Source organism: Marinactinospora rubrisoli (assembly GCF_042664915.1).
Lineage (GTDB): Bacteria > Actinomycetota > Actinomycetes > Streptosporangiales > Streptosporangiaceae > Marinitenerispora > Marinitenerispora rubrisoli.
The window spans coordinates 1-24,480 of record NZ_JBHTBH010000012.1; the positions used below are offsets into that span (position 1 = coordinate 1).

Annotated in this window: 20 protein-coding genes, 1 pseudogene and 1 riboswitch; of the genes and pseudogenes, 8 read left to right on the forward strand and 13 right to left on the reverse strand. The window is 73.7% G+C overall.

The genetic code is table 11. From position 1 onward, the window contains the following. The 5 genes from ACFQRF_RS22025 to ACFQRF_RS22045 form a co-directional block, all read left to right on the forward strand. Positions 1 to 787, forward strand: a 787-nt coding sequence (locus tag ACFQRF_RS22025; RefSeq protein ID WP_379873060.1) for a biotin/lipoyl-containing protein, incomplete at its 5' end; no start/stop codon positions are given. A gap of 288 nt (positions 788 to 1,075) precedes the next feature. Beyond that, positions 1,076 to 2,032, forward strand: coding sequence for a cyclase family protein (locus tag ACFQRF_RS22030; protein WP_379873061.1), 957 nt, complete (start codon positions 1,076 to 1,078; stop codon positions 2,030 to 2,032). A gap of 88 nt (positions 2,033 to 2,120) precedes the next feature. Further along, positions 2,121 to 2,828: a DUF2271 domain-containing protein gene (locus tag ACFQRF_RS22035; protein ID WP_379873062.1), complete on the forward strand. Its 708-nt coding sequence runs from the start codon at positions 2,121 to 2,123 to the stop codon at positions 2,826 to 2,828. Positions 2,829 to 3,084: 256 nt separating this feature from the next. Then, positions 3,085 to 4,107, forward strand: a complete 1,023-nt coding sequence (locus ACFQRF_RS22040; RefSeq protein ID WP_379873063.1) for an FAD:protein FMN transferase — start codon at positions 3,085 to 3,087, stop codon at positions 4,105 to 4,107. 783 nt (positions 4,108 to 4,890) lie between these two features. Next, the gene (locus tag ACFQRF_RS22045; protein ID WP_379873064.1) at positions 4,891 to 6,192 is read left to right on the forward strand and encodes a ferric reductase-like transmembrane domain-containing protein; all 1,302 of its coding nucleotides are present in this window, start codon (positions 4,891 to 4,893) and stop codon (positions 6,190 to 6,192) included. Positions 6,193 to 6,196: 4 nt separating this feature from the next. Here ACFQRF_RS22045 and ACFQRF_RS22050 read toward each other — a convergent pair whose 3' ends face one another. Together ACFQRF_RS22050 and ACFQRF_RS22055 are read right to left on the reverse strand one after the other, a co-directional pair. Further along, the gene (locus tag ACFQRF_RS22050) at positions 6,197 to 6,700 is read right to left on the reverse strand and encodes a hypothetical protein (RefSeq protein WP_379873065.1); all 504 of its coding nucleotides are present in this window, start codon (positions 6,698 to 6,700) and stop codon (positions 6,197 to 6,199) included. A gap of 17 nt (positions 6,701 to 6,717) precedes the next feature. Beyond that, positions 6,718 to 6,996: a hypothetical protein gene (locus tag ACFQRF_RS22055; RefSeq protein ID WP_379873066.1), complete on the reverse strand. Its 279-nt coding sequence runs from the start codon at positions 6,994 to 6,996 to the stop codon at positions 6,718 to 6,720. 246 nt (positions 6,997 to 7,242) lie between these two features. Between ACFQRF_RS22055 and ACFQRF_RS22060 the strand changes: the two genes are divergently transcribed. Beyond that, positions 7,243 to 8,103 (forward strand): alpha/beta fold hydrolase, encoded by an 861-nt coding sequence (locus ACFQRF_RS22060; protein WP_379873067.1) that lies wholly within the window; start codon positions 7,243 to 7,245, stop codon positions 8,101 to 8,103. A gap of 54 nt (positions 8,104 to 8,157) precedes the next feature. On the opposite strand, the pseudogene ACFQRF_RS22065 reads toward ACFQRF_RS22060, so the two are convergent. From ACFQRF_RS22065 to ACFQRF_RS22100, 8 genes and pseudogenes are all read right to left on the reverse strand, one after another. Beyond that, positions 8,158 to 8,292 (reverse strand): annotated as a pseudogene (locus tag ACFQRF_RS22065) (DUF397 domain-containing protein); the annotation flags it as partial. A 142-nt stretch (positions 8,293 to 8,434) separates the two neighbouring features. Continuing rightward, a complete protein-coding gene (locus ACFQRF_RS22070) occupies positions 8,435 to 9,760 on the reverse strand; it encodes an amidohydrolase (RefSeq protein WP_379873068.1) in 1,326 nt (441 codons plus the stop codon). Between the two features lie 136 nt (positions 9,761 to 9,896). Next, entirely contained in the window at positions 9,897 to 11,915 is a 2,019-nt protein-coding gene (locus tag ACFQRF_RS22075; RefSeq protein WP_379873069.1) for a hydantoinase B/oxoprolinase family protein, read from the reverse strand. Beyond that, positions 11,912 to 14,023: a hydantoinase/oxoprolinase family protein gene (locus ACFQRF_RS22080; protein WP_379873070.1), complete on the reverse strand. Its 2,112-nt coding sequence runs from the start codon at positions 14,021 to 14,023 to the stop codon at positions 11,912 to 11,914. The genes ACFQRF_RS22075 and ACFQRF_RS22080 overlap by 4 nt, the downstream gene beginning before the upstream one ends. Further along, positions 14,020 to 14,892 (reverse strand): ABC transporter permease, encoded by an 873-nt coding sequence (locus ACFQRF_RS22085; RefSeq protein WP_379873071.1) that lies wholly within the window; start codon positions 14,890 to 14,892, stop codon positions 14,020 to 14,022. The genes ACFQRF_RS22080 and ACFQRF_RS22085 overlap by 4 nt, the downstream gene beginning before the upstream one ends. After that, positions 14,885 to 15,763: an ABC transporter permease gene (locus ACFQRF_RS22090; RefSeq protein WP_379873072.1), complete on the reverse strand. Its 879-nt coding sequence runs from the start codon at positions 15,761 to 15,763 to the stop codon at positions 14,885 to 14,887. Before ACFQRF_RS22090 ends, ACFQRF_RS22085 begins: the two co-directional genes overlap by 8 nt. Beyond that, positions 15,760 to 16,899 (reverse strand): ABC transporter ATP-binding protein, encoded by a 1,140-nt coding sequence (locus tag ACFQRF_RS22095; protein WP_379873073.1) that lies wholly within the window; start codon positions 16,897 to 16,899, stop codon positions 15,760 to 15,762. Before ACFQRF_RS22095 ends, ACFQRF_RS22090 begins: the two co-directional genes overlap by 4 nt. Further along, on the reverse strand, positions 16,896 to 17,996 hold the full coding sequence (locus ACFQRF_RS22100; RefSeq protein ID WP_379873074.1) for an ABC transporter substrate-binding protein: 1,101 nt from the start codon (positions 17,994 to 17,996) through the stop codon (positions 16,896 to 16,898). The genes ACFQRF_RS22095 and ACFQRF_RS22100 overlap by 4 nt, the downstream gene beginning before the upstream one ends. A 115-nt stretch (positions 17,997 to 18,111) precedes the next feature. Further along, a riboswitch (SAM riboswitch) is annotated at positions 18,112 to 18,234 on the reverse strand. Positions 18,235 to 18,465: 231 nt separating this feature from the next. Here ACFQRF_RS22100 and ACFQRF_RS22105 point away from each other — a divergent pair. Beyond that, positions 18,466 to 19,452, forward strand: coding sequence for an endonuclease/exonuclease/phosphatase family protein (locus ACFQRF_RS22105; RefSeq protein WP_379873075.1), 987 nt, complete (start codon positions 18,466 to 18,468; stop codon positions 19,450 to 19,452). Between the two features lie 174 nt (positions 19,453 to 19,626). Here ACFQRF_RS22105 and ACFQRF_RS22110 read toward each other — a convergent pair whose 3' ends face one another. Further along, complete coding sequence (locus ACFQRF_RS22110; RefSeq protein WP_379873076.1) at positions 19,627 to 20,439, reverse strand: L,D-transpeptidase family protein; 813 nt, start codon at positions 20,437 to 20,439, stop codon at positions 19,627 to 19,629. 296 nt (positions 20,440 to 20,735) lie between these two features. Here ACFQRF_RS22110 and ACFQRF_RS22115 point away from each other — a divergent pair, with 296 nt between their 5' ends. Beyond that, positions 20,736 to 22,334, forward strand: coding sequence for an OmpA family protein (locus ACFQRF_RS22115; protein WP_379873077.1), 1,599 nt, complete (start codon positions 20,736 to 20,738; stop codon positions 22,332 to 22,334). 49 nt (positions 22,335 to 22,383) lie between these two features. On the opposite strand, the gene ACFQRF_RS22120 is transcribed toward ACFQRF_RS22115, so the two are convergent. After that, on the reverse strand, positions 22,384 to 23,046 hold the full coding sequence (locus ACFQRF_RS22120) for a hypothetical protein (protein ID WP_379873078.1): 663 nt from the start codon (positions 23,044 to 23,046) through the stop codon (positions 22,384 to 22,386). A gap of 114 nt (positions 23,047 to 23,160) precedes the next feature. Then, a complete protein-coding gene (locus ACFQRF_RS22125; protein ID WP_379873079.1) occupies positions 23,161 to 24,399 on the reverse strand; it encodes a right-handed parallel beta-helix repeat-containing protein in 1,239 nt (412 codons plus the stop codon). Positions 24,400 to 24,480 lie beyond the last annotated feature (81 nt).

The window sequence follows — 24,480 nt, forward strand, 5'->3', positions numbered from 1 at the left end:
CCACGGCCACTCCCTCGAATTCCGCATCAACGCCGAAGACCCCGGCCGCAACTTCATGCCCGCCCCCGGCACCATCACCACCCTCGACCTGCCCGGCGGCCCCGGCGTGCGCGTGGACACCGGCTGCGAGGCCGGATACACCGTCCCCCAGGCCTTCGACTCCATGATCGCCAAGCTGGTGGTGACCGGCCGCACCCGCGAACAAGCCCTGCAACGCTCCCGCCGGGCCCTGGCCGAGTTCCACGTCGGCGGCATGCCCACCGTCATCCCCTTCCACCAGCACGTGGTCACCGACCCCGCCTTCGCCCCCACCGACGACACGGAATTCACCGTCCACACCCGCTGGATCGAAACCGAATTCCACAACACCATCCCGCCGCATGAGGGGAGCACGGCAACGGCCGGTCCGCCCGGCGAACGGCGCAGCGCCGTGGTGGAAGTGGCCGGCCGGCGGATCGAGGTGACCCTGCCCGCCGGTCTCGGGGGCCCGGCCGGTACGGCGCCGGGTACTTCGGCCGGGGCCGCGCGGCGCCGGGCGGCGGGGCGGCGCCCCGGTGTACCGGCGGCGGGTGGCGCCGCGCTCACCGCGCCCATGCAAGGCACCGTCGTCAAGGTCGCGGTCGCCGACGGCGCGCAGGTCGCCGAAGGTGATCTCGTCGTCGTCCTGGAGGCCATGAAGATGGAGCAGCCGATCCTCGCGCACCGAGCGGGCACCGTCCGGGGGCTGTCCGCCGACGTCGGAGCGGTGGTGTCTCCCGGCGCGGTCGTCTGTGAGATCGGTTCGTGAAGCCTGCGTGGCGTGTGAACGCACAACACCGGCGTGGCGTGTGAACGCACAACACCGGCGTGGCGTGTGAACGACAACACGGCCGTGGCACGGGAACGGAACGCTACGGCGGCCCGCCGCGTGGCGCAGCCGAAACCCCGGCCTCCTGACCGGACGTGGCCATTGTGATCCCCACGTCTCGACATGAAGTATCAGAACCCTTATGTTCTTCAGGCGTCTTAGCTTGAGAACGGTCTGTCATGCCCGCTGCCTTCCCGAAGGCGATCCCACGGAAATGAGCGTTCCCCCATGTGCGGTCCGCATGTGATGCAGCAGATCGACTACGGCGACTCGACCACCCGACGGCTCGGCGAGGGCCACCCCTACGTCCGCCGCACCGGAGAAGACGGATCCGTCCAGGTCGCCGGCGAACCGCAGCCGAAAAAGCCGTCGATGCTCGGCCGCGCGGTGTCGCGCCGCAACCTCTTCCGGCTCTCCGGGGCCACCGGCGTGGCGGCCGCGGTCTCCGTGCTGCCCACAGGGGTGGTCGCGCACGCCGACGCCCAGGGCCTGCTCGGGCGCAAGGTGAAGGACCTCACCCACACGCTGAGCTCCGACTTCCCCATCTTCTATCCGCTGTCGCCGCCGCCGGTCTACGAGCAGACCCGGTTCCTCGACCAGGACGGCTTCAACGCGTACACGATGACGCTGGACGAGCACAGCGGCACGCACATCGACGCGCCCGCCCACTTCTCCGACGAGAGCGGGTTCCTCGACGAGATCCCGGTCCAGTCGCTGGTGGCGCCCTTGGTGATCATCCGGATCGAGGACCGCGCGGAGAACGACGCCACCGCCCAGCTGCAGGCCGCCGACATCCGCCGGTACGAGCGGCGGTACGGGCGCATCCCCAAGGGCGCGTTCGTGGCGATGGACTCCGGCTGGAGCAAGCGGGTGGACATCCCCGGCGCCTACCTCAACCAGGGGCCCGACGGCGTGTTCCGCTGGCCGGGGATCGACCCGGAGGCCACCGCGCTCCTGGTGGAGGAGCGGTCGATCGTCGGCGTCGGGGTGGACACCACCTCGCTGGACGCCGGAGGTTCGGACAACCCCGACACCCACCAGATCCTGCTGCCCGCCGGGCTGTACGGCATCGAGAACCTCAACAACCTGGGCAGCGTCCCGGCCAGCGGCGCCACGATCGTGATCGGGGCGTCCAAGCACCGGGGCGGATTCGGCGGCCCCGCCCGGGTCTTCGCCTTCCACTGACCGGGAGCGCCGGCGGCGGAACCGGAAACGACGCGAGCGGGGCGGCCCGGCGGCCGTCCCGCTGCCCCCACGAAAGGACGCAGCCGAGATGCCCGACCGCAGGATCCGGGTGGTCGTGCCGCTGGTCGTCGTCACCGGCGTGGCCACCGTGGCCGCCGGCGCCCACTTCGGCTACCAGGTCCCCGAGCGGCCCCAGATGTCGGTCGCCGCGGGCCCCAGTCCGGCGCCGGGAGCCGATGACGCCGCCCCGGCGCCGGCCACCGACACGCTCGGACTCGTGGCGGTCAGCTACCGGCTGAACCGGCTCCCGCAGCTGGCCAGCAACCAGATCGCCATCTGGATCGAGGACGAGAACGGCGGGTACGTCCGCACGCTGTTCGCCACCAGCTTCACCGCCAACGGCGGCTACGCGCGCCGCCCGATGTCGCTGTCCCTGTGGCGCGAGACGTCGGGCTGGGAGTCGGCGTCACAGGCCGAGGTGGAGAGCGCCAGCCGCCCAGCGCAGCCGAGCGGCCGGCACACCGTGTACTGGGACGGCGCCGACCGCGACGGCCGCGCGGTGCCGGCCGGCCGGTACACCTACCGGATCGAGGGCAACGTCCGCTGGGAGAACCGGGTGCTGTACACCGGCACCATCACGCTCGGCGACCGGCCCGACAGCACCACCGCGCAGGTGGAGTACCTGCCGGCCGCCGCCGAGCGGGAGGGCACCCTGCTGGCGGACGTCGGAGCCGCCTTCACCCCTGGGGAGACCCTGGATCCCGCCGAGGTCACCACCTTCACGCAGGGGTCGTGACGTTCCCCCCGGCACGGCCGACCGTGGAAGGGGTGTCCCGTGCCTTCTGAGAGCGGCGTCCCGGGCGCCCACCGGAGCATCGCCTCGGGCTACGGCTCGCCCTGCGACTCGATCGGGCTCCGCCGTGCCGACGCGCCGTCCGTACCGGGTGCGGCGGTCCGGTCGTGCCCGGCCGCCGGGACGCGAGTGGCCGGCCACGGCCGGTGGACGGACACGGCGTGCGGCCGGACGGATCGGCATGCCCGGGTGGTGGCGGATGGGTGAGCCGGCTCGGAAGGCCGTCCCGCTTCCGCCGCTCCCGGACGGCCGGGGGCGTTCGCTGCGACCGGACGCGGTGCGGGCGGTCCGCGACCGCGTGATGGGCACCGAGGTGCTCGCCGCCGGACTGACGCCCGCCGATGCGGCGGCCGTGCTCGGCTGGCTGCGCGAGGTGGAGCGGGTCTTCACCCGGTTCGCCCCCGACAGCGACACCCGGCGGGTGAGCGCGGCGCACGGGCGGCCGGTGCGGGTCGCCCCGATGTTCACGGAGGTGCTGGCCGCGGCCTGCGACCTCCAGCGGCGCACCGGCGGGATCTTCGACCCGTTCCTCGGCGCCGACATGGTGGAGCTGGGGTACGACCGCGACTTCCCCGAGATCAGTGTCGGCACCGTGCCCGAGACGGCCGATGGTCCGCCCGGTCCAGCGGCCCCGGCCGCGCCGCGGGTGGAGATCGACCACGACCGGCGGCTGGTGGCGCTCTCCCCCGGCCTGGCCGTGGACCTCGGGGGCTTCGTCAAGGGCTGGAGCGTTCAGCAGGCCGCGGACGGGCTCCGGCGGCGGGGTGTGCGGCGCGGCCTGATCGACGCCGGCGGCGACCTCGTCGCCTGGCGGAGCCCGGGCGACCCACCGTGGCGCATCGGCGTGGCCCATCCGCTGCGCGCGACTCCGGCGGACACCCTGGCGTTGGCCGGGACGGCCGCCGTCGCCACCAGCAGCGTCACCCGCCGCACCTGGCGCGACCGCGCGGGCCGCGCCGCCCACCACGTCCTCGACCCGCGGACCCGCCGCCCCGCGGAGTCGGACTGCCTGCAGGCGACCGTGCTGGCCACCGACCTGGCGACGGCGGAGGTGGCCGCCACCTGCCTCGTCGTCCTCGGGACACGGACGGGGCCGCGTCTGGTCGCCGAACTCGACCCGGCGGCCGCGTGGCTCACCATCGACCGCGACGGCCGGGTCCGCCGTTCCAGCGGCCTGGACGACTACCGCGCGGAGGCGCCCCCCAATGACGACGCCACCTGACATGGCCCGCGGCACGCACCGCCGCACGCGCTCCGCCCGTCCCACCCGCATCACACCCGAACGCCCCAGCGAAGGACTCAGCACGCCGAGACGACCGCTGAGGCCCCAGGCCGACGTGGCGACCGGCCACGCGGGCGCACCGCCCTCGCCCGGAGGCACCGGCGCCCGCCTCACCTCTGGCGGCCTCACCCCCGCAGCCGACCGGCACAGCCGAACCAGAACCTCCGCCCTCTCCCACCGTGCGCGCCCGGTGGGGAACCAGCGGGACCGGACCGACCGCCCGGCTGCTCCCCTGCCGCTCCGCCGACCGGCCCGCCCCGGTGGCCGCGCGACGGCAGGCCCCCGGACCCGGACGCACCGGGCGCCGAGGGAATCGAGGCGGCCGGTGACCCCGGCCCCGACGACCGCGCCGCCCACGGCCACCGGCATCCTGAATCGCCCCATACCAGGCTGCCGATCCACGGCCGGCACGATCGGACCGCTCCGTCCGCCGCCGGCCGCAGGAGTCCGCCGCGCCTCGCAGCGAGCTCGCTCCGGCGCCTCCGGCCCCATCGGCCGGACGATCGCCCGATCCACAGCGGTCGGCCGCCGAATCGGGCGTTGCCCGCCACGCGACGGCACCGAACGCCCGGGCGCGCCGGGCGGAACCCGGCCCCGCCTCCGCGACCGTCACGGCCGCCGGACCGGCCACCCGACGGGACGCCCCGGCGCCGGAAACACGCCCCGCACCGTCCGCTCCGCACTCGCCCCAGCAGGACGACCACCACATGGAGGCCGCCCACGATGACCGAGCGCAACAGCACCTTCACCCGCCGGGCCGAACCGGCGGCTCCCCCACTGCGGGTGTCACACGTCGTGACCGCCATCGCCGTCTCGGCGCTGCCCTTCCTGCCGCTGCTCGGCCGGCTGGACGTCGCCGGTGGCACCCTGCCCGGCCTGGCCAACGTCGCCGGGTTCCTCGGCGCGCTGCTGATCTGGTGGCAGGTGCTGCTCGGCGTGCGGCGCGTCTCCGCGCTACTGACCGCCGACCGGGTCGCGGTCGTCCGGCTGCACGCCTGGCTGGGCGCGTCGGGGGCCTTCTTCGTGCTGCTGCACCCGCTGCTGGAGATGATCGCCGAGCACCACGACCTCTGGTATCTGGTGCGGATCGACTTCACGTGGCCGGAGTCGTCCTTCACCTCGCTGGGGCGCATCGCCGTGGCCATGTTCCTGGCGCTGTGGCTGACGAGCACCCTGCTGCGCGCCGCCGTGCGGTACCGGACCTGGCGGTACACGCACTACCTGGCCTATCCGCTGGCGGCGCTGGTGTTCGTGCACTCCTCCTACCTCGGCACGTTCCTCGCCGAACTGCCGTGGCTGTGGGCCTACTGGCTCGCGCTCGCCTGGTCCTTCGCCGCGGTCTGCGCGTGGCGGCTGGCCGGTCCGCTGCTGTCGCCGCGGTACCGGCTGGTGCGGTCCGAACGGCTCTGCGGGACCATCACCGCCTGCACTCTGGCGCCGGTGGGCCGCGCCCTGCGGCCGGCGCCGGGGCAGTTCTGCCACCTGCGCACGGCCCTGCTGTCGCCGTCGCATCCGCTGAGCGTCGTGGGGTGCACCGAGGACGGCGAGCTGACGTTCGCCGTCCGGGACGCCGGCCCGTTCACCGACCGGCTGCGCGCCCTGGAGCCCGGGGACACGGTGTTCGTCGACGGGCCGTACGGGACCTTCACCGGCGAGGCGCGGCGGGGCGACCGGCCGACGGTCCTCGTCGCGGGCGGCGTCGGAATCACACCGTTCGTCGAACTCGTGCGGCGGCACCCGACGGACGTCACACTGTTCCACGTGACCCGCTCGCCGGAGGAGGCGGTGTTCGGTGCCGAACTGCGGGAGCGCCTCGGGACGGGCTACATCAACGTGGTGTCCGCCCCTGGGCCGGACCGGCCCGGGTTCGACGTCGGCGACATGCTGCACCGCCTCGGCCCGGCCGCCCGGCGCGCCCGGTTCTTCGTGTGCGGCGGCCCGGGGTTCGTGGAGCGGGTGCGCACCCGGCTACGGGACGAGGGGATCGGCGCTGACCGGCTGTTCACCGAGGAGTTCGAATTCTGACCCGTCAGCGAGCCGCGCCCGGCCCACCGTGTCGCAGGTGCCCGTAGTGGTACTCCAGGTACGTCCGGTAGCGGGAGTCGACCGGGGGCGTCAGCCCGGCCTGCCAGGGAATCGGGCACGGCCCGCTGTGCTCCGGATCCGGGCAGGCCAGCCGCTGGAGGGCGTCCAGCAGGTCGTGGGCGGTGTCCCGCGGCGCCAGCACACCGACCCGGATCACCGCGGTGGTGTGCGCCCCGGGCTCCTCGCCAGGGTGCTCGTCGCGCCACTGCTGCGGCAGGTCGTCGTACATCTCCTCGACGGTCATCTCCGACGCGGGGATCTCGCCTCCGGCCGCGGGCTCGATGGGCCGGTCGCCGGAGTCGACGCGCAGCGTCCATGCGAGGGGGACCTCCGAGTCGCGGACGCGCTGCCCGAGCATGTCCCGAGCCGAGTCGGCGAGACGGGCGACCGCGTCGGGCGGTCCGTAGACGCCGAGCCGGAGTTCGTGGAGTTCGGGGTTCTCGGGCAACGCGCTTCCTCTTCAGGTCAGCGGACGGGGTGGCAGTGCTTGGCGCGGTAGCCGCGCGGCATCTTGTCGTTGGCGTTCTTGACCGCGGCCTTTTCGGCGAGAGAGTAGGTCTTGGCCGTGCCGGTGCCGAACACGTGCCCGACACCGCTGTTGTCACTGAGCCGGATCTTGGTGCACTTCACCTTGACGGTGACACGCTTCAGCACGGTCATCTCGTCGTCGGCCACGGCGGGGGTCGCCGGACCGAGCAGAGCCACGGTGAGGATGAGGGCGAGGCAACTGCGCAGTGGGGTCATGACGCGCTCCTCTCGTGTGACGGGCGCCGGGCATCCCCGGCGCCATTACGGAGAGTAGTGCACCGCCGACCTGGTACGCATCACATTATGTGACCGGACCCGGACGATACGAAGTCGTGCACGCGGGGTCGCATCCTGCTCTTCGGCCGTTGCCCCGTCTTCTGTCGCGGAGGCGGGAGCACCCCCCGATAAATCGCTTGGCGCTCCACGGACGCGTCCCCTACGCTGCCCGCCGTGGATCTTGGTGTGAGGCAACCCGAGCACATCGGCACGATCACGCTCCCCGACGGCCGGCGGCTGGGGTGGGCGGCGTGGGGACCGGTGGACGGCCGTCCGGTGCTGTTCTGCTCCGGCGCCGCCATGGGCCGGAGTCTCGGGTTCGGGGGTGGCGCGCTGGAGCGGCTCGGGGCACGGCTGATCGCGGTAGACCGCCCGGGTCTGGGCGCGTCGGACCCCGATCCGGGGCGGACGCTGGACGGTTGGGCACGCGATGTGGCGGACCTGGTGTCGGCGCTCGGGCTGCGTGATCCACTGGCCGTGGGCTTCTCGCAGGGCGCGCCGTTCGCGCTCGCGTGTGCCGCGGCGGGGGTGGTGTCGGCGGTGGCGGTGGTCTCCGGCCAGGACGACCTCGGCGATCCGCGGTTGGCGGAACTGCTTCCGGCTCAGGTCACCGCCATGGTCCACGCGGCCCGCACCGACCCGGCGGGGTTCGAGGCATCACTCGCGAAGAGCATGGACGCCGAGACGCTGTGGCGGATCGTCATGGACACGAGTTCGGCCGCCGACCGCGCCGTCTACACCGACCCGGCATTCGAGCCTGCCTACCGCCGATCCCTGGCGGAGGGCTTCACCCAAGGCGCGGCCGGCTACGCGCGAGACCTCACGTTGACCTTCGGCCGATGGCCCTTCGAGCTGGACGCGATCACAGCGCCGGTCCACCTCTGGTACGGCGCCCATGACCCGGGCGCTACGCATTCCCCGGACAATGGGGCCGTGCTCTCCCACCGCCTGGCCAGCGCACGTCGCCACCTGCTGGCGGACGCGGGGGCGGCGCTGCTGTGGACGCACGGGGAGGAGATTCTGGCGGAGTTGGTCGCGCCGAGCTGATCAGCGAACGACAAGCCCTCCAGGAACGATGTTCCAGAATGATGGGGTGTCGGATCAGTCGAACCGCTCGTCCTTCACAGCAACGAGAAACCGTGACCACTCTTCGGGGGTGAAACCGAGGTACCCCTGGTCTCGATTCTGCGTGTCACGCACGAGAAGTGCATGAGCTGGCTTGGCGACCTCCACGCAGTGCCCACCGCTCGCGTGCTACTTTCCGCTCGACGGTCCGGCCGCTCCGCCCTCCGAATGACCCGAGCGAGCGCGGTACCACGCGGCTCAGCACCGGCGAACGCTGAGGCTCCTTCAACGAAGGAGAGCCGGGGTCCCCAGCTCACTTGCGACATGGCGAGTCGCCCGTCGCCCCGCCCACCGGCACCAGCCGGGTGAGCGCGGCCGTCACCAGTGCCTCGACCCCGGTGGACAGGGTCGGCTCGATCACCGGGGCGAAATGCGGCGTGTGGTTGCCCGGCGCCTCGCCGCCGGGGGCTGCCGCGCCCAGGCCCCAGAAGACCGACGGCACACCCGCCGCCGTGCCGAACACGCCGACGTCCTCACTGCCGATCATCTGGGCCATCTCGCCCACCCGTTCGGCGCCGAAGCGAGCGCGGAAGGCGGCGGTGACCCGCTCCGTCGCCTCCGGGTCGTTGACGGTGCTCGGGAACGAGCTGATCGTGCGGTACTCGGGCGGGCGCGGCGCGCCGGAGGCCGTCGCCTCGGCGTCGGTGATCCGGTGCACCGCCGCCATCACCCGGTGGAGCACGTCCGGGTCGTAGGCGCGGACGTTGCCGGCGATCACGGCGCGGTCGGCGATCACGTTGGGTGCCTCACCGGCCTGGAGTTTCGCGATGGAGAGGACGGCCTGCTCGGCGGGGGCGACCTCGCGGGACACCACGGTCTGCAACCGCAGCACGGTCGCCGCCGCCATCACCACCGGGTCGACGGTGCGCTCCGGCTGGGAGGAGTGCCCGCCGACCCCGTGCAGGGTGATCTCGAAGTTCTCCGTCGCGCCCAGCACCAGGCCGCGCCGGGTGAACAGCCGCCCGGCCGGGAGCGGGAACACGTGCTGGGCGAACACCACGTCGGGGACACCGACCCGGTCGAACAGGCCGTCCTCGACCATGGCGCGGGCGCCCGCCCCGATCTCCTCGGCGGGCTGGACGACCGCCAGTACCGTGCCGCGCCAATGCGACCGTCCGGCCGCCAGCAGGTCCGCCGCGCCCATCAGGCAGCTCACGTGCATGTCGTGGCCGCAGGCGTGCATGACCGGGGTCGACACTCCGTCGGGGCCGGGCGCGGTGGCGGTGCTCGCGTACGGCAGGCCGGTCCGTTCCCGCACCGGCAGCGCGTCCATGTCCGCGCGCAGCAGCACCGTGGGCCCGGACCCGTTGCGCAGCACGCCGGCGACTCCGGTGCCACCGATGCCGGTCGCCACCTCGTACCCGGCGGCGCGCAGCCGCCGCGCGGCGGTGCCGGCCGTGCGGTGCTCGGCGAACGCCAGTTCGGGGTGCGCGTGCAGGTCCCGGTACAACTCCGCGAGCCCGGCCGGGTCGACTCCGCCGGGGCGGTAGCCGGCCATGACGGCGTCGGACGCGGCCACGCGGGCGGCGTTCCCCGGGGCCGCTGCCCCATCGGGATCGGTGCTGCCGATGCTGGTCACGGGATCCTTGCCTTGGTCGTGGGGAGTTCGAGGCGCGCTCGGCCGCGGCGCGCAGCGGCTCGGCGGTCGATGCCGCCCGCCCGCGCGCTACGCCGACGGAGGGTGACCGGTGAACCCCGGGTCGGCCCGGCCGTGGTCACCCGGCCGTCTCCCCTGCCGTCTCCGCCGTCAGCCGATCGATCTCGGCCGCCAGCGCCCGCCGAGCCGCCGCGACCTCGTCCGGGGCCGCGGGCGTGCGCGGGAACCCCTCGGGCAGCACGGCCAGGACGGTCGTGTACACCGCGACGCGGCGGGCGTGCCGGCGGGGGATGGGGAGGCGGAACAGGGCGGCGACCAGCCGGTCGACCGCGTCGATGTCGAAGACGGCGTCCCACGCGGCGCGTTCCGGGCCGACCTCGGCGGCCGGGTCCGCCGGCGGGCGGGCCGCGCGCAGCCGATCGGTCTCCGCCTCGTCCGCGGCCGGACCGTCGGCGGTCACCGTGATCGCCACCCCGTAGTCGCGGCGCGCCGCCTCCAGCGACACCACGCCGCGGCGCACGTCCGCCAGCACCTCCTCGACCGCCCGGTCGAACGGATCGCCGTACCCGCCGGCACCGGAGGTCCGCAGCGTGACGATGTCGCCGCGCCGCAACCCGAGCATGTCGATCTTGCCGAACCTGCGCTCCTCGGGCGTGCCCTCGTTGACGACGAGTTCGGCGGGCGCGCCGGACCGGCCGCCAGCCACCCCCCACGGGCGGAACAGCAGGCGTTCCAGCCCGCGCGCCAGCAGCCGCGCGTCGTCGGAGCGGACCTCGAAGGACAGCTCCAGCCCGGTGCCGCCGCGCCACCGCCCGGGCCCGCCGGAGTCAGGGCGCAGCGCGTACCGCAGCACCCGCACCCCGATCTCGGTCTCCACCGTCTCCACCGGGTTGTTCGACAGGTTCGAGATCCCGCTGTCGCGCCCGTCCACGCCGTCGGCGTCGTACCGGGCGCCGGTGCCGCCGACCATGGGCTCCAGGACCTGGACGTTCTGCCCGCTCGCGTGCTGCTCGGCGACCACCACGGGCACGACCAGCCCGCTGCTGGCCGCCGGCAGCACCTCGCGGGCGGCCTGGCCGAGCGCGCCGCCGAGGGCGTCGTTGACCCGGGACGCGGTGGCGTGCCGGATGCCGACGGCCGCGGGAGCCGTCGCGTTGACCACCGAACCTTGGGGCGCGGTGACGGTGATGGGCCGGATGATGCCGCCGTTGAGCGGGATCTCCGGGTCGAGTGTGCAGATCAGGGCGAGCACCCGCGTGGTGATCCACGCGTGGGCGCGGCCGTGGGTGGCGATGTTCAGCGCCGCCGCCACCTGCGGGTCGGTGCCGGTCCAGTCCAGGTGCAGTGCGCCGCCGGCCAGGTGCGCGGTGACGCTGATGCGCACCGGGACCGGCGACACGGCGTCGTCGTCCAGCAGGTCAACGAACCGGTAGCCGCCGTCGCGCAGCCCGGCCAGCGCGGCGGCCGCCTTGCCGGCGCTGTACTCGACGAGGTCGGCGTGCGCGGCGCGCACGCGGTCGGCCCCGTGCGCGGCCACTACGGCCGCCAGCCGCTCCCGGCCGGTGCGCAGCGCGGCGAGCATGGCCCGCAGGTCGCCCTCGTTGGCGTCGGGCGTGCGGCTGTTGGCGGCGAGCAGCGCCGCCACCTCCGGGACCCGCTCGCCGCCCCGGACCAGCCGCACCGGCGGGATCTGCAGGCCCTCCTGGAAGATCTCGTCATTCGTCGGCGACAGGCTGCTGGGCACCCGGCCGCCGATGTCGGAGCAGTGGATGAACGCCCAGCCGTACCCGATGATCTCGCCGTCGTGGAAGTACGGCTCGATGAGCTGGATGTCGGTGAGGTGGGTGGCCAGCCCGCCGGAGCGGTAGGGGTCGTTGGTGATGAGAACGTCGCCCGGGCTGAGCGGCCCCGCCCGCTCGACCGCGGTGCGCACGTTGAGCCCGACGAACCCGGACACCCCGATGCCCCGCGGGTAGGCGGTGAACGTGCCGTCGGGACCGGCGAGCGCGCAGGCGAAGTCGGCGGTCTCCTTGACGTACAGCGAACGGCTGGTCCGCTGGAGGGTGAGGCACATCTCCTCGGTGAGGGCGCCGAGTTTGTTGCCGATGATCTCCAGGGTGACCGGGTCGAGCCTCATGGGCGGGTCCTCGTCAGACGCAGGTTTCCGGTGGGGTCGACGGCCGCCGTCCAGCCGGGCGGGACGAGCACGGTGGTGTCGGTCTGCTCGACGATGGCGGGCCCGGCGAGGGTGTCGCCGGCACCGAGCGCGGCCCGGTCGAAGCGGGCCGCGCGGACGGACTCGCCGCGCAGCAGCACGGTGCGGTGGCCGAGCGGCGCGGGCCGCCCGCCGCCCGGCGGGACCGGGGCCGCGGGGGCGACCGGCCGCGGCGCGGTGATGGCCAGCCGGGCGGTGCCGATCCGGATCGGCGCGCCGGTGTCGCGGAACCCGTACAGCCGCTCGTGCTCGGCGTGGAACGCCTCGGCGAGCGCGTCCGCCGCCAGCGGCGCGCCGTCCCCGGCCGTGACCGGCACCCGGATCTCGTGCGCCTGGCCGACGTAGCTCATGTCCGCCGCGCGGGTGAGGACGGGTTCGGCCGCGGGCTCGCCGCCCTGCCCGTCGAGCCAGGCGCGGGCCTGCGCGGCGAGATCGGCGAGGATGTCGCCGAGCCGGGCGGCGCCCTCGGCGTCGAGGGGACGGCGCAGGCTGCGGGCGAAATCGCGGCGCAGGTCGGCCTCGGCGGCTCCCGCCGCGCAGAACGTCGCCGCGGCGGCCGGGATGAGGATGTCGGCCACGCCGACCTCCTCGGCGAGCAGCGCCGCGTGCGTGGGCCCGGCCCCGCCGAACGGGACGAGGGTGAACTCGGCGGGGTCCAGGCCGCGCTGGGCGAGCGTCTTCTGCAGCTCGACCGCCATGCCGGCCGTGGCGATGCGCAGCGCGCCGTCGGCGGCCCGCAGCGCGCCGTCCACGCCGTCACGGCTCTCCCCGGGGAGTCCGCTGCCGGCCGCGACCGCCGCAAGGGCGTCCCGGGCCGCGGCCGCGTCCAGGGGCATCCGGCCGCCGAGGAAGGTGCCGGCGCCGATCACACCGGTGGTCAGGTAGCAGTCGGTGACGGTCGGCCGGCCGCCGCCACGCCCGTAGGAGACCGGCCCGGGGTCGGCGCCCGCGCTCTCGGGGCCGACCTTCAGCACGCCGTGCTCGTCGACGCGGACCACCGACCCGCCGCCGGCGCCGATCGCGCCGACGGCGACGACCGGCAGCACGAGCGGCAGGCCGCCGATCGTGGTGCGGGTGGCGAACTCGGGCTCGCCGCCGACCGCCACGGCGATGTCGCTGCTGGTGCCGCCCATGTCGAAGGTGATGATCCGCTCGGTGCCGGCGGCGGCGCCGAGCCGGGTGGCCGCGGTGACACCGGCGGCCGGCCCGGACAGCACCGTCTCGATGGGCCGCTCGCGGGCGGCGGCCAGGCTGAGCGATCCGCCGTTGGAGGCCGCGATGTACACCGGGGCGCGCACCCCGATCTCGGCCAGCAGCTCCTCCAGCCGGTCGAAGTAGCGGCTCATCAGCGGCTGGATGTAGGCGTTCAGGCAGGCCACGAGCGCCCGCTCGTACTCGCGCACCTCCGGCCAGACCGCCGCGGAGGACACCAGCGGCAGTCCGGGCAGCAGCGGCGCGAGCCGGGCGGCGAGCCCGGCCTCGAAGGCGGGGTCGGTGTGCCCGTGCAGGACGACCAGGGCCGCGGCGTCGGCGCCGGTCGCGGCCAGCCGCTCGGCGGCGCGGGCGAGCTCGGCGTCGTCGGGCACCCGTGCGGGCGCGCCGCCCGGGTCGAGCCGGGCGGGGATCTCCACGACCCGGTCCCGTGGGACCAGCGGCTCCTCGCGGGCGGCGTGCAGGTCGAAGGAGGACGGCATGCGGCTGCGGCCGATCTCCAGGATGTCGCGGTAGCCCTCGGTCACGGCGAGCGCGATCCGGGCGCCGCGGCGCTGGATGATGGCGTTGAGCCCGATGGTGGTGCCGTGCGTGATGCCGGCCAGGTCGGCGGCGTCCAGACCGGCTTCCGCCAGGAGCGCGCGCAGGCCGCGGGCCACCGCCAGGGCGGGGTCGTGCGGCGTGCTGGGCTCCTTGTGGTGGACGGCCCGCCGGCCGGGGCCCTCTCCGTCGGTCCGCAGCACGAAGTCGGTGAACGTGCCGCCGACGTCGATGCCGACACGGGCCGCCGCGCGCCGCCCGTTCCCGTGCTGGGTCACAGCGCCTCCGACAGGTGGGTGAAGCGGTCGACGGCCACCATGACGAGCACGCTCGCGAGCATGAGGAGGGTGGAGATCGCCGCGACGGACGGATCGAGTTCGAACTGCACGGCCGAGAAGATCCGGACCGGCACGGTGGTGGTGTTCGCGCCCGACACCAGGGCGGTGACGGCCACCTCGCCGAGCGAGGTGACGGCCGCGAACACCGCTCCGGCCAGGATGCCGGGGCGCAGCAGCGGCAGCGTGACGGTCCAGAACACCCGCAGCCGGCCGGCGCCGAGGCTGGCGGCCGCGCGCTCCAGGGCGGGGTCGAGGTTCTGAGCGCTCACCATGACCGTGCGCAGCACGAACGGCAGCGCGACCACCGAGTGCGCCAGCCAGAGGCCGGGGACGGTGTTCACCAGCCCGAGGCCCTGGAAGTAGTAGAGCAGGCTCAGCGCGATGATGATCTCGGGGACCATGAGCGGGGACAGCGCGAACGCGGCGACCGCGCGACGCCCCGGGAAGGCACCGCGCGCCACCCCGTAGGCGGCGAGCGTGCCCAGGATGACGGTGGTGGCCACCACGAGCAGTACGAGCAGCCCGCTGAGCCGCAGTGAGACCGCCCAGTCCGCGGAGCCCAGCACTTCGGCGTACCAGCGCAGCGAGAGCGACTCGGGCGGAAACGCCAGGGAGGCGGTGGCGTTCAGCGAGCTGAGGGCCAGCACCAGCATCGGCGCGGCCAGGAACACCAGCACCAGTGCGGCGGGCAGCGCGGTCGCGAACCGGACGGCGCCGCCCAGGGCGCGCCGGGCGGACCGGCCGGCCCGCGGCGGGACGGCCGCCGCGCGCGGGTGGGTGGCGCGCTCGGCGGCGGGGACGTCAGCCATACAGCCGCCTCTCCCAGAACCGGAACCCGGAGCCGAGGACGGTGACGCACAGCAGCGTCAGCAGGAGCAGCGTGAAGCTGAGCGCCGCCGCCACCGGGTAGTCGTAGACACTGGTGATCTGGCTGTAGACGCGCAGTCCCGCCAGCGGCCGGTTGGCCCCGCCGACCAGCAGCGGCGTGATGTAGATGCCCATGGCGAGCGGCAGGACGACCATCGCCCCCGTGGCCACCCCGGGCAGGCTGAGCGGGACGGTGACGCGCCAGAAGGTGCGGACCGGCCCAGCGCCGAGCACCTGTGAGGCGCGGCGCAGGTTGCCGTCGATGCCGCCGAGGGCGGTGGTGAGCGGGATGACGGCGAACGGGAGCAGCACGTGCGTCACCGAGACCACGATCGCCAGGTTGCTGGTGAGCAGCGGGACGGGCTCGTCGGCGAGCCCGGTGGCGGTGAGGAACCGGTTCACCGCGCCGTTGGCCGACAGCAGCACCACCCAGCCGTAGCTGCGCACCACCACGCTGGTGAGCAGGGGCGACACCACGATGACGAACATGACGGTGCGCAGCACGCCGGGCCGGGTGCGCGCCAGCGCGTAGGCCACCGGGTACCCCAGCAGCACGCACAGCGCGGTGACCAGCAGCGCGGTGAGCAGGCTGTACCGCAGCGCCTCGGCGAAGAACGGCTCGGTGAGCACTCGCTGGTACTGCACGAGCGACAGCTCCGGCAGCGGGTTGCCGGTGCCGTCCACGGGGTGCAGGCTCAGTTCCAGGATCCGGGCCAGCGGCACGGCGAAGAGCGCGGCGAGGAACAGGACCGCGGGCAGCACGTAGCCGGCCCCGGCCGCGCGCCCGCGCGCGGCGGTCGTGCTCCGGGTCACCTCGTCTCCTCCGCGGGCGCGGGGGTGAGGTCGATGACGTCCTCGGCCGCCCAGTGGGCGGTCACCTCACCGCCCAGCGGGGGCGGCTCGGCGTGGGTGCGGGCGCTCAGCGTCGCCCCGCCGGTCAGGTGCACCTCGGCCTGCCAGGCGTCCCCGACGAACGCCCGGTAGCCGAGCACGCCGGTGACCGACCCCTCGGCGGCGCCGTCCGGGGCCGGCACGCCGCCCGGGTGCAGCCGGACCCGTTCGGGCCGCAGCGCGAGCACGGCGGGCCGCCCGGCGGGCAGGTCGCGGCGGCCCGTGCGCACGGTCGTCTCTCCGACGCGGATCTCGCCGTTGTGCGCGGCGACGCCGTCGAGGATGTTCGCGGCGCCCACGAACTCGGCGACGAACCGGCTGGCCGGTGTCCGGTACACCCGTTCCGGCGTGTCGAGCTGCTCGACCCGTCCGCCGTTGAGCACCGCGATCCGGTCCGAGAGCGAGAGCGCCTCCTCCTGGTCGTGGGTGACGAAGACCATGGTGATGCCGAGGCGCTGCTGCAGTTCCCGGAGCTCGACCCGCATCTCGCGGCGGAGCTTGGCGTCCAGGTTGGACAGCGGCTCGTCCAGCAGCAGCACCGCGGGCCGGGTCGCCAGCGCGCGCGCCACGGCGACCCGCTGCTGCTGGCCGCCCGACAGCTGGCGGGGGCGGCGCCCGGCGTACCCCTCCAGGCCGACGAGGCGCAGCGCCTCGGCGACCCGTTCGCGGCGTTCGGCGCGGTCGACCCGGCGCACCTTCAGCCCGTAGGCGACGTTGCCGGCCACGGTCATGTGCGGGAAGAGCGCGTAGTTCTGGAAGACCAGGCCGAGGCCGCGCCGGTGCGGTGGTACGTCGGTGACGTCGGCGCCGTCGATGCTGATCCGGCCGCGGGTGGGGCGGACGAACCCGGCGAGGGCGTTGAGCAGGGTGGTCTTACCGCAGCCGCTCGGGCCGAGGACGGACAGGAACTCGCCGCGCCGGATGGTGAGCTCGGGGACGTCGAGGACCCGGGTGCCCTCGTATCCGGCGGCGAGCCCCTCGATCACGACGTGCGCCGGATCCGCCGCCGCGTCCGGCGCGCCCGGGGCCGGGCGGGTCGGTTCGGGGGATGTCGTCACCGGAAGATCTCGTTCCACCGCTGCTGCCACTCGTTGAGGTTGGGGGTCGCGGCGGCGTAGTCCACCCACGTGAAGTCCTGGTAGACGTCGTCGCCGTGTTCGACCTTGGCGTCGAACTCGGGGCTGTAGTCGATCGTGTCGTTGCCGGCGGCGTAGAACGTGCCCTCGCCGAACGCCCGCTGGTACTCGGCGTTGGTCAGGTAGTCGAGGAACTCGTACGCGGCGTCGGCGTTGGGGGCGCCGGCGGGGATGTAGTACGAGGTCAGTGCGCCCACGGCGCCGGACTCGGGGTAGCTGAAGCCGATGGGTTCGCCTTCGGCCTCCATGGCGAACGCGCGGCCGTCCCAGAACGGCACGATCCAGGCGTCGCCGTTCTGCAGGACGGTGGCGACGCTGCCGGCGTCGGCCGGGTAGGCCGAGACGCAGCCCTTGAGTTGTTCCAGCTTCTCGAACGCGCGGTCGACGTCGCCGGGGTCGGACAGCTCGCCGCCGTCCTGGGCGACCAGGGCGGAGAAGAACTGCAGTCCGGCGTTGTAGGTGAGCGGGGGCAGCGCGACGTGACCGCAGTACTCCTCGTCGAAGATGTCGTTCCAGTCTCTGGGCGGGTCGCTGATCTCGTCGGTGCGGTAGAGCAGCCCGTTGGAGCCGGTGGTGAGCGGCGCGCCGTAGAACTCGCCGTCGACGGCGGACTGGTCGACGAGCACGCTGTTGAGCTGGTCCCAGTTCTCGATGCGGCCGGTGTCCAGGGGCTGCAGCACGTCGTTGCTGACGGCCTGGTGGAAGGTCTCGGAGGTGAGGGCCACCACGTCGAAGGGGGCGTTGGAGCCGTCGGCGGCCCGCAGCCGGGTCAGCCAGTCGGCGTCGGCGCCGGTGACGACGTTGACGGTGATGCCGGTTTCCCGCTCGAACGGCTCGACGAAGGACTCCTGGAACAGGTCGCCCCACGCTCCGGCGAACGCGGTGACGGTGATCTCCTGTTCGCCGGACCCGGATCCGCCGGTGTCGACGCCGCCGCACGCGGTGGTGGTGAGGAGGGCGAGGGCCGCCGAGGCGGCGCCGGCGGCGAGCAGGGCTCGGGGCTGAGCGGCCGGTTTCATCGGGCTTTCCCTTCAGGCGGGGCCGTCGCGAGCCGGGGATGCGACGGCAAGCGTCCGGTCCTGCCCCGGAGGGGGTGAGGGCGCCCGCCGCGGCCGGGGAGGTCCGGGTCGGACGGGTCCGCGCTTGCCGTCGACGCCGTGGAGCACCGACGACGGCCGTGTCTTCACCCGGAGCACCCCACCGCGTCAGGAGGGTTGCCGTCCAGCCAGCCGGGGCTTGGCACTGGAACTCGTGACATCAGGCAAGATAACACGGTTCTCCACTTATCTGGTCGTTTGTCCCATGTGACCTCTCTGTCGCTTAACCGGCCGGAAGCCCCCGGACTCCCGTGCGTCACCCGAGTGCCCTGATGTCCGATCCACCACGGGCGCCCGCACGCCACCGCATCCGGCCACCGGCGACCCCTACGATCGAATCGGCGCGGGCGCCGGCCCCGGCGCCCCGATCCCCATCGAGAGGCGCAGTCCCATGGCCACCTCCCGCACCGAGCCCGGCCCGGCCGCGTCCCGGCCGCGCCGGACCGCAGCCCGGTGCCTCGCCGGGCTCGCGCTGGCCGCCCCCACGGCGGTGCTCGGGTGCCGGCTGGCCGGGGTGGACGGCGTGACCCCGCTGCCGCAGCTGCTCGCCTTCCTGCCCTACCTGCTCGTCCCGGCGGCGGCCGCGCTGGCGCTCGCCCTGCTGGCGAGCTGGCGCGCCGGGCTGGCCTGGGCGGTGGCCGTCCTCTTCGGCCTCGGCGCGGTGCTGCCCTCCTACGACCGCGCGGCACCGCCGCCCACGGCGGCACCCGTGGCAACGGTGCGCGTGCTCACCGCCAACCTCAAGCTCGGAGCGGCGACCGACGCGCTCGCCGGGACGCTGCGGCGGGAACACCCCGACCTCGTCTTCGTGCAGGAGTGCGATCCGGCGTGCGGACGGCTGCTGTCCACGGAGGAGATGACGGCGCGCTACCCGCACCGCATCGTCACGGCCGTGCCCGGCGCGGAAGGGTCCGCGATCCTGAGCCGCCACCCCCTCCGCCCGGCCGGCGAGGTCCCCGCAACACTGGCCATGCCCACGGCGGAGACCGTGATCGAGGGCGTCCCGGTGGCGCTCCAGCTGGCCCACCCGCTCCCCCCGATCCCCGGCATGGTCGACTCCTGGCGCCGCGAACTGGCCGCCCTGCACTCGGCGGCCACCGCCCTGGACGGCCCGGCGATCATGGCCGGCGACTTCAACGCCACCCGGGACCACGCCGCGTTCCGCGACATCCTGGACACCGGCCTGCGCGACGCCACGACCACGATCGGCCTCGGCCACACCCCGTCCTGGCCGGCCGGCACGCCCCTGGCCGGCGCCCAGATCGACCACATCCTCATCCGCGGCCCGTTCCGGCCGGCCAGCGGCGAATTCGTCGACCTGCCCGGCAGCGACCACCGGGCACTGCTCGTCGAGATGGAGCTGTTCGCCCAGGGCTGACCGGACGCCGCCTTGACCTTCACGCCGGAGGCGCCGCGGGAGTGGCTCGCCGTGATCCGCGGCTTCCTGGACCGGCACCGCCCCGGCCGGGCCGCGCGCCGAGAATCCCACGCCATTGGAGCGGGACCACCCGGCCCGTCCCCCGAGCCGGAGAACGGGTGGTCCCGCGGGGGATCATCGGACGAGGACGACGCTGCCGTTGTCCAGGTAGCCGCTCTCCCAGAGCCAGTCCATCGCCTTGATGCTGACCCGGGCGCAGCCGTGGGAGGCGGGCTGGGCGGGAACGGAGGCGAAGCCGTGCACCGCGATGCCGCCGTTGAAGTACTTCGGGCGGTACAGCTCGCCCAGCGGGGCCTTGTCCCACCCGTCCACACCACGGAACACGGTGAACTCGCCCTTGGGCGTGACCGCGATGTGCTCCTCGCCCTCGGACTCGTAGGTCTCGCCCGAGCCCGTGGAGGTGGTGAACGTCCGCTGGACCTCGCCGTCGGAGACGACGAGCAGGAGCTGGCGTTCCAGGTCGATCTCGACCACCCGGCCCGAGGAGCTCTGCGCGCTCGGGCGCACCCCCTCGTCCAGGGCCGCGCGGGTCTCGGGACCGACGATCCCGTCGCGCCCGATACCGGCCGCCTTCTGCAGCGCGACGACGGCGTGCTGGGTGAGCCCGCCGAACTCGCCGTCGGCGGAGTCCAGCCAGTACCCGAGTTCGATGAGGCGTTCCTGGACCTCGCGGACCTCGCGACCGGAGTCGCCGAGCCGCAGCTCGGCACCGGACGCTTCCGAGGATTCGGGAGATTCGGCGGATTCAGTGACCAGACCGGCGTGGCCGGGTGCCACGGAGGGCACGCCGGCGTTGGCGGTCGCGGCTCCGGGGAGCCCGGCGTCCCCGACGGCGGCACCGTAGCCGACGGCGAGGATCGTGGAGAGGGTGATGACGCCCGCTCGTGTCGCGTACCTGTCGGCACGCCGAGATGAACGTATAGCCATTTTTCGACCTTACCCAGGCTTCATGTGCTCTAGGAATTACATCGAAAATAATGGCCTTTCACCAAGTCAGCGGTTCAATTGTCCAAAATTTACGTCTCCGGCCCGGTCCCTCCGGTGGCACGCTCGCCCCACGACCCCCTCCCGTCACGGCGCCACCGACGCGGTCGCGCCTCCGGACGTTCCCCGGCTCCCCCGCGCGTGGCCCGGGCGGCCCAAATCGTTCCGTTTCGCCAACACCGTCGCGGGCGCGGGAGTATGTCCCCGTCATGTCTCCTTCGTGATCGGAGTTCCCCCGCATGGCGCGGACGCCCCTCACCGTGATCGCGTTGCTCACCTCGGGCAGCCTCCTGCTCAGCGGCTGCACCATCGTCGATGACTTCACGTCCTGGGCCGGAGGGTTCGGGTCGGAGTCCGGCCCTCCTGACATCCGGGAGGAGTTCCCCTACACCAAGGAGGGCCGCATCTTCCAGGACACCGGGCAGGACGCCACGATGCGCTTCTCCATCACCGGGCTGGAGCGTACCCCCGACTACACGGTCATGTACTACGAGGTCGGCTACCCCGACGGGTTCACCGGCAGCAACCGCAACCTCAGCATGGCGCACACGCTGGTCGACCCCGTGACCGGCCGGGTGTTCCGGCAGTACATCGACGAGGACGGCCTGAAGTACGGGTCGGTGAGCCCCGACTCCAACGGCCTGTACCCGGTGCACGACGGCGTCACCAACGAGTACCGGCGGTACTTCCCGCGCATCCCCGACGAGATCCGGCAGGTCACCTTCGTCGGCAGCGGCCTGGGCGCCATGACCGGCATCCCAATTCAGGACGTCGAGCAGGAGCGGCCCGACCCCGAGAACCCCAACGGCGCCGACCACCTCTCCCCGGACGACCCGCCGCCCGCCGGCGAGAACCTCACCTTCGAGAACCGCCGCCCCGACGACGACGCCGTGGCCGACGAGGGGTGGGTGGAGAGCTACGTCGACTCCGAGATCGCCTCCACCACCCGCGACGGCAACCGCGAGATCATCGCGCTGCACTCCGACGTGATGTTCGAGTTCGACCGGTCCGACCTCACCGAGGAGGCCGAGGAGGTCGTCCGCCAGGCCGCCGCCTCCCTGGCCGCCAACGTCGACCCCGACGACCCCGAGATCACCGTCATCGGCCACACCGACGGCCGCGGCACCGACGCCTACAACGAGGCGCTGTCGCTGCGCCGCGCCGAGACGGTCCGCAACCTGCTCGTGGAGGAGATCGGCACCGACTTCGACTACGCGGTCGAGGGACGCGGCAGCACGGAGCCGATCGCCCGAGAGGGCGGAGCCGACGACGACGAGGCGCGCGCCCGCAACCGCCGCGTGGAGTTCGCCTACGCGGTGGACCAGAACACCGACCCGGCCGAGCAGGAGGAGGCGGACGACGACGGCCTGGGCGTCGCCGTGCGCAACGTCAACTGGCCGGCGCCCTACACCGACGACCCCGGTGACGTCGCCGCCAGCGTCGACCGCGACGGCGTCCGGCTGGACGTGTACCCGCTCCGCCGCGACGGCGCCTACGTCATCGGCACCGTGACCCTCACCAACACCACGGACGCTCCGGTCAGCCCCGACATGGGCGGCACGGCGGCCCTGCAGCCCGGCCAGCCCGAGCGGTTCAGCATGGGAACCCTTGGCGGTTTCCAGCTGCTCGACCCCGAGACCGGCCTGGTCCGTTACGTGGCCCAGATGAACTTCGGGGAGGGCCGGACCGACGGTTTCGCCGAGGAGGTGCACGAGCTGCAGCCCGGCAACACCTACGAACTGGTCGCGGTGTTCCCCGCCCCGCCGGCCGACGTCGAGGAGCTGACCCTGCGCGCCGGGCCGTTCGGCGAGCTGCCCGAGATCCCCGTGGGCGAGTGAGTCCGGCCGGGGTGCCGCGGTCCCGCCGACGGACCGCGGCACCCGCCGGTCACGCCCGGGTGCGCTCCGCCGCGGCGATGACCACCCGTTCCATCTCCTCACGGGTCGCCTCGGAGTACATGGCGGTGACCGAGACGTGGAACTCGCCGGGCAGCGACAGATAGAGGTTCCGGCTAAAGCCCTCGACGGTCGACACGTACTCCAGCTCCCCGCCCAGGGCGTCCGCCTCGGCGCTGCGGTAGTTGTCCACGTCCACGTCGACGTCGACCTCCCAGTTCATCTCCTCCTGCGCACCGGGCAGCCGCACCACCTGGGTACGGCCGGTCGGGTCCACGTTGACGGTGAAGACCAGCGCGAGCGACTCCGCGCGCGGGTCGGTGCCGCCGGCCGCCTGCCAGACGCAGGAGACCTGCTCGGCGCCGGGATGCCCCTCGACCTCGGTGATCTCCTCCTCGACCACCGCACCGGCGGGCACCAGGTTCCCGGCGAGTTCCTGCGCACCGATCTCGGCGCAGGAGGCGGGCAGCGCGAAGCCCGCCTGCTCGGCGGTCGGCTCCGGCGACGGGCTGGCGGCGGTGTCCTCGCCGCCGGGCAGCTCGGGGAGGTCGCCGACGGGCAGCACACCACAGCTCACGAGCACCACGGCGGTCACGGCGAGCGTGCCGCCGCCGGCGACGAACCAGAAAAGGCGGGAGGAGGGGGCGATTGGCATGGGGGAACCTTCGGAGTCGGCCGACAGGATGCGCGTCGCAATCTACATCGGAACCCCGGCCGGGGACGACCGCGGCGGCGGCCGTCCCCGGCGGGCGGCGGGGGCCGCTCCGGACTACTCCGAGCACACGTTGAGCTCGCTGTTGATGAGGTTGTTGTTGCGCAGGGTGATCCGCTCCCCGCACGGGTTCTCGTTGATGGCGGAATCGCGCACCGTCAGGTTCTGCAGGGTGATGTCGGAGGTGTTGGGGAACTCCGACCGGGCGGCGATGCGGATGTCGCTGCCGGTGACGGTGCCGCCCTGTGGCGCGATGTTCACGTTGTAGCAGTTCTCGATGAGGATGGCGTTGTTACCGGTGTCCGCGATGTCCACGCGGTCGATCACCGCGCCGCCGCTCTCGGACACGCAGAAGATGCCGCGGCCGCCACCGCGCGCGATCACCTCGCCCACGCGGATGTTCGTGGGGTAGGAGTCTCCGATCCGGCCGTTGCGGTTGGCCATCCGGAAGGCCGCGTACCCGGTCCCGGTGCCGGTGCCCTGCCCGTCGACCCGGCCCACCTCGGCGTTGATGGTGTCGTTCAGCAGCAGACCGGAGTAGGCGGTGTTGCGGGCGGTGACGGTGCCGACCGTCAGGCCGTCCACGCCGTAGGTCTCGACCCCGTGATTGTTGGTCCCCGAGACGTAGACGTTGTCGATCCGCACGTCACGGGTGCGGACGTTGCGGTCGGAATGGTTGTCGATGCGGATGCCGAGGCCGCCGGAGAGCCGCATGTCGATCTGGCCGAGATGGACGCCCGTTCCATTGCGGACGAAGATCCCGAAGTACGGCGCCCCGGTGACGTTGAGGTACGGGACCGCGATGTCGGTCACGTTGCGCGCGCGGACGACCGCGTGGTCCCCGCGGGGCGTGCCGGTGACGTTGATGCTGCCGCAGACCTCCAGCGAGGTGTGGCTGGGCAGGTCGAGCGATGAGCCGGCGCTCATGGTGCCCGAGCCGCGGACGACCACGTTCTGCCGGCTGGTGCGCCCGGGGGTGAGGCTGCCGACGGCGCTGCGCATCGCCTCCAGCATGTCGGGACCGGTGTAGAGGGTGGTGCCGCCGTTGCGGGCGGTCCAGGTGCCGCCGTTCTGCACGGCCTCGGCGTGGTAGGAGCCGTCGCCGCACGCCTGCAGCGCGGTGGCCGTCTTGGGGGCGGCGTCGGCGGTCGTGCGGGCCAGGGTGTCGGCGGTCGCGGTGCCCGGCGCCGCGGGCACCACCGCGGCGGTGGCGAGCGCGACGAGGCCGGCGACGAGGAAGGGGAGCCCGCGCCGCCGGCTGCTCCGGCGGGCGGTTCCAGCGAGGTTGTTCGCCATCCTGCACTCCTGTGACTGGGGGATGCCCCGCGCGCCGCACGGCTGCCGGCGCCGCCCGGGGGGGGAAGCCGGTCGCTATCG

Excerpts from the sequence above, each read along its gene's own strand:
- ACFQRF_RS22075 (WP_379873069.1), bottom strand. The coding sequence starts at position 11,915 with ATGAGGCTCGACCCGGTCACCCTGGAGATCATCGGCAACAAACTCGGC.
- ACFQRF_RS22120 (WP_379873078.1), bottom strand. The coding sequence starts at position 23,046 with ATGCCAATCGCCCCCTCCTCCCGCCTTTTCTGGTTCGTCGCCGGCGGC.
- ACFQRF_RS22040 (WP_379873063.1), top strand. The coding sequence starts at position 3,085 with ATGGGTGAGCCGGCTCGGAAGGCCGTCCCGCTTCCGCCGCTCCCGGAC.
- ACFQRF_RS22055 (WP_379873066.1), bottom strand. The coding sequence starts at position 6,996 with ATGACCCCACTGCGCAGTTGCCTCGCCCTCATCCTCACCGTGGCTCTG.
- ACFQRF_RS22045 (WP_379873064.1), top strand. The coding sequence starts at position 4,891 with ATGACCGAGCGCAACAGCACCTTCACCCGCCGGGCCGAACCGGCGGCT.
- ACFQRF_RS22030 (WP_379873061.1), top strand. The coding sequence starts at position 1,076 with ATGTGCGGTCCGCATGTGATGCAGCAGATCGACTACGGCGACTCGACC.
- ACFQRF_RS22110 (WP_379873076.1), bottom strand. The coding sequence starts at position 20,439 with ATGGCTATACGTTCATCTCGGCGTGCCGACAGGTACGCGACACGAGCG.
- ACFQRF_RS22105 (WP_379873075.1), top strand. The coding sequence starts at position 18,466 with ATGGCCACCTCCCGCACCGAGCCCGGCCCGGCCGCGTCCCGGCCGCGC.
- ACFQRF_RS22085 (WP_379873071.1), bottom strand. The coding sequence starts at position 14,892 with ATGGCTGACGTCCCCGCCGCCGAGCGCGCCACCCACCCGCGCGCGGCG.
- ACFQRF_RS22125 (WP_379873079.1), bottom strand. The coding sequence starts at position 24,399 with ATGGCGAACAACCTCGCTGGAACCGCCCGCCGGAGCAGCCGGCGGCGC.
- ACFQRF_RS22035 (WP_379873062.1), top strand. The coding sequence starts at position 2,121 with ATGCCCGACCGCAGGATCCGGGTGGTCGTGCCGCTGGTCGTCGTCACC.
- ACFQRF_RS22100 (WP_379873074.1), bottom strand. The coding sequence starts at position 17,996 with ATGAAACCGGCCGCTCAGCCCCGAGCCCTGCTCGCCGCCGGCGCCGCC.
- ACFQRF_RS22115 (WP_379873077.1), top strand. The coding sequence starts at position 20,736 with ATGGCGCGGACGCCCCTCACCGTGATCGCGTTGCTCACCTCGGGCAGC.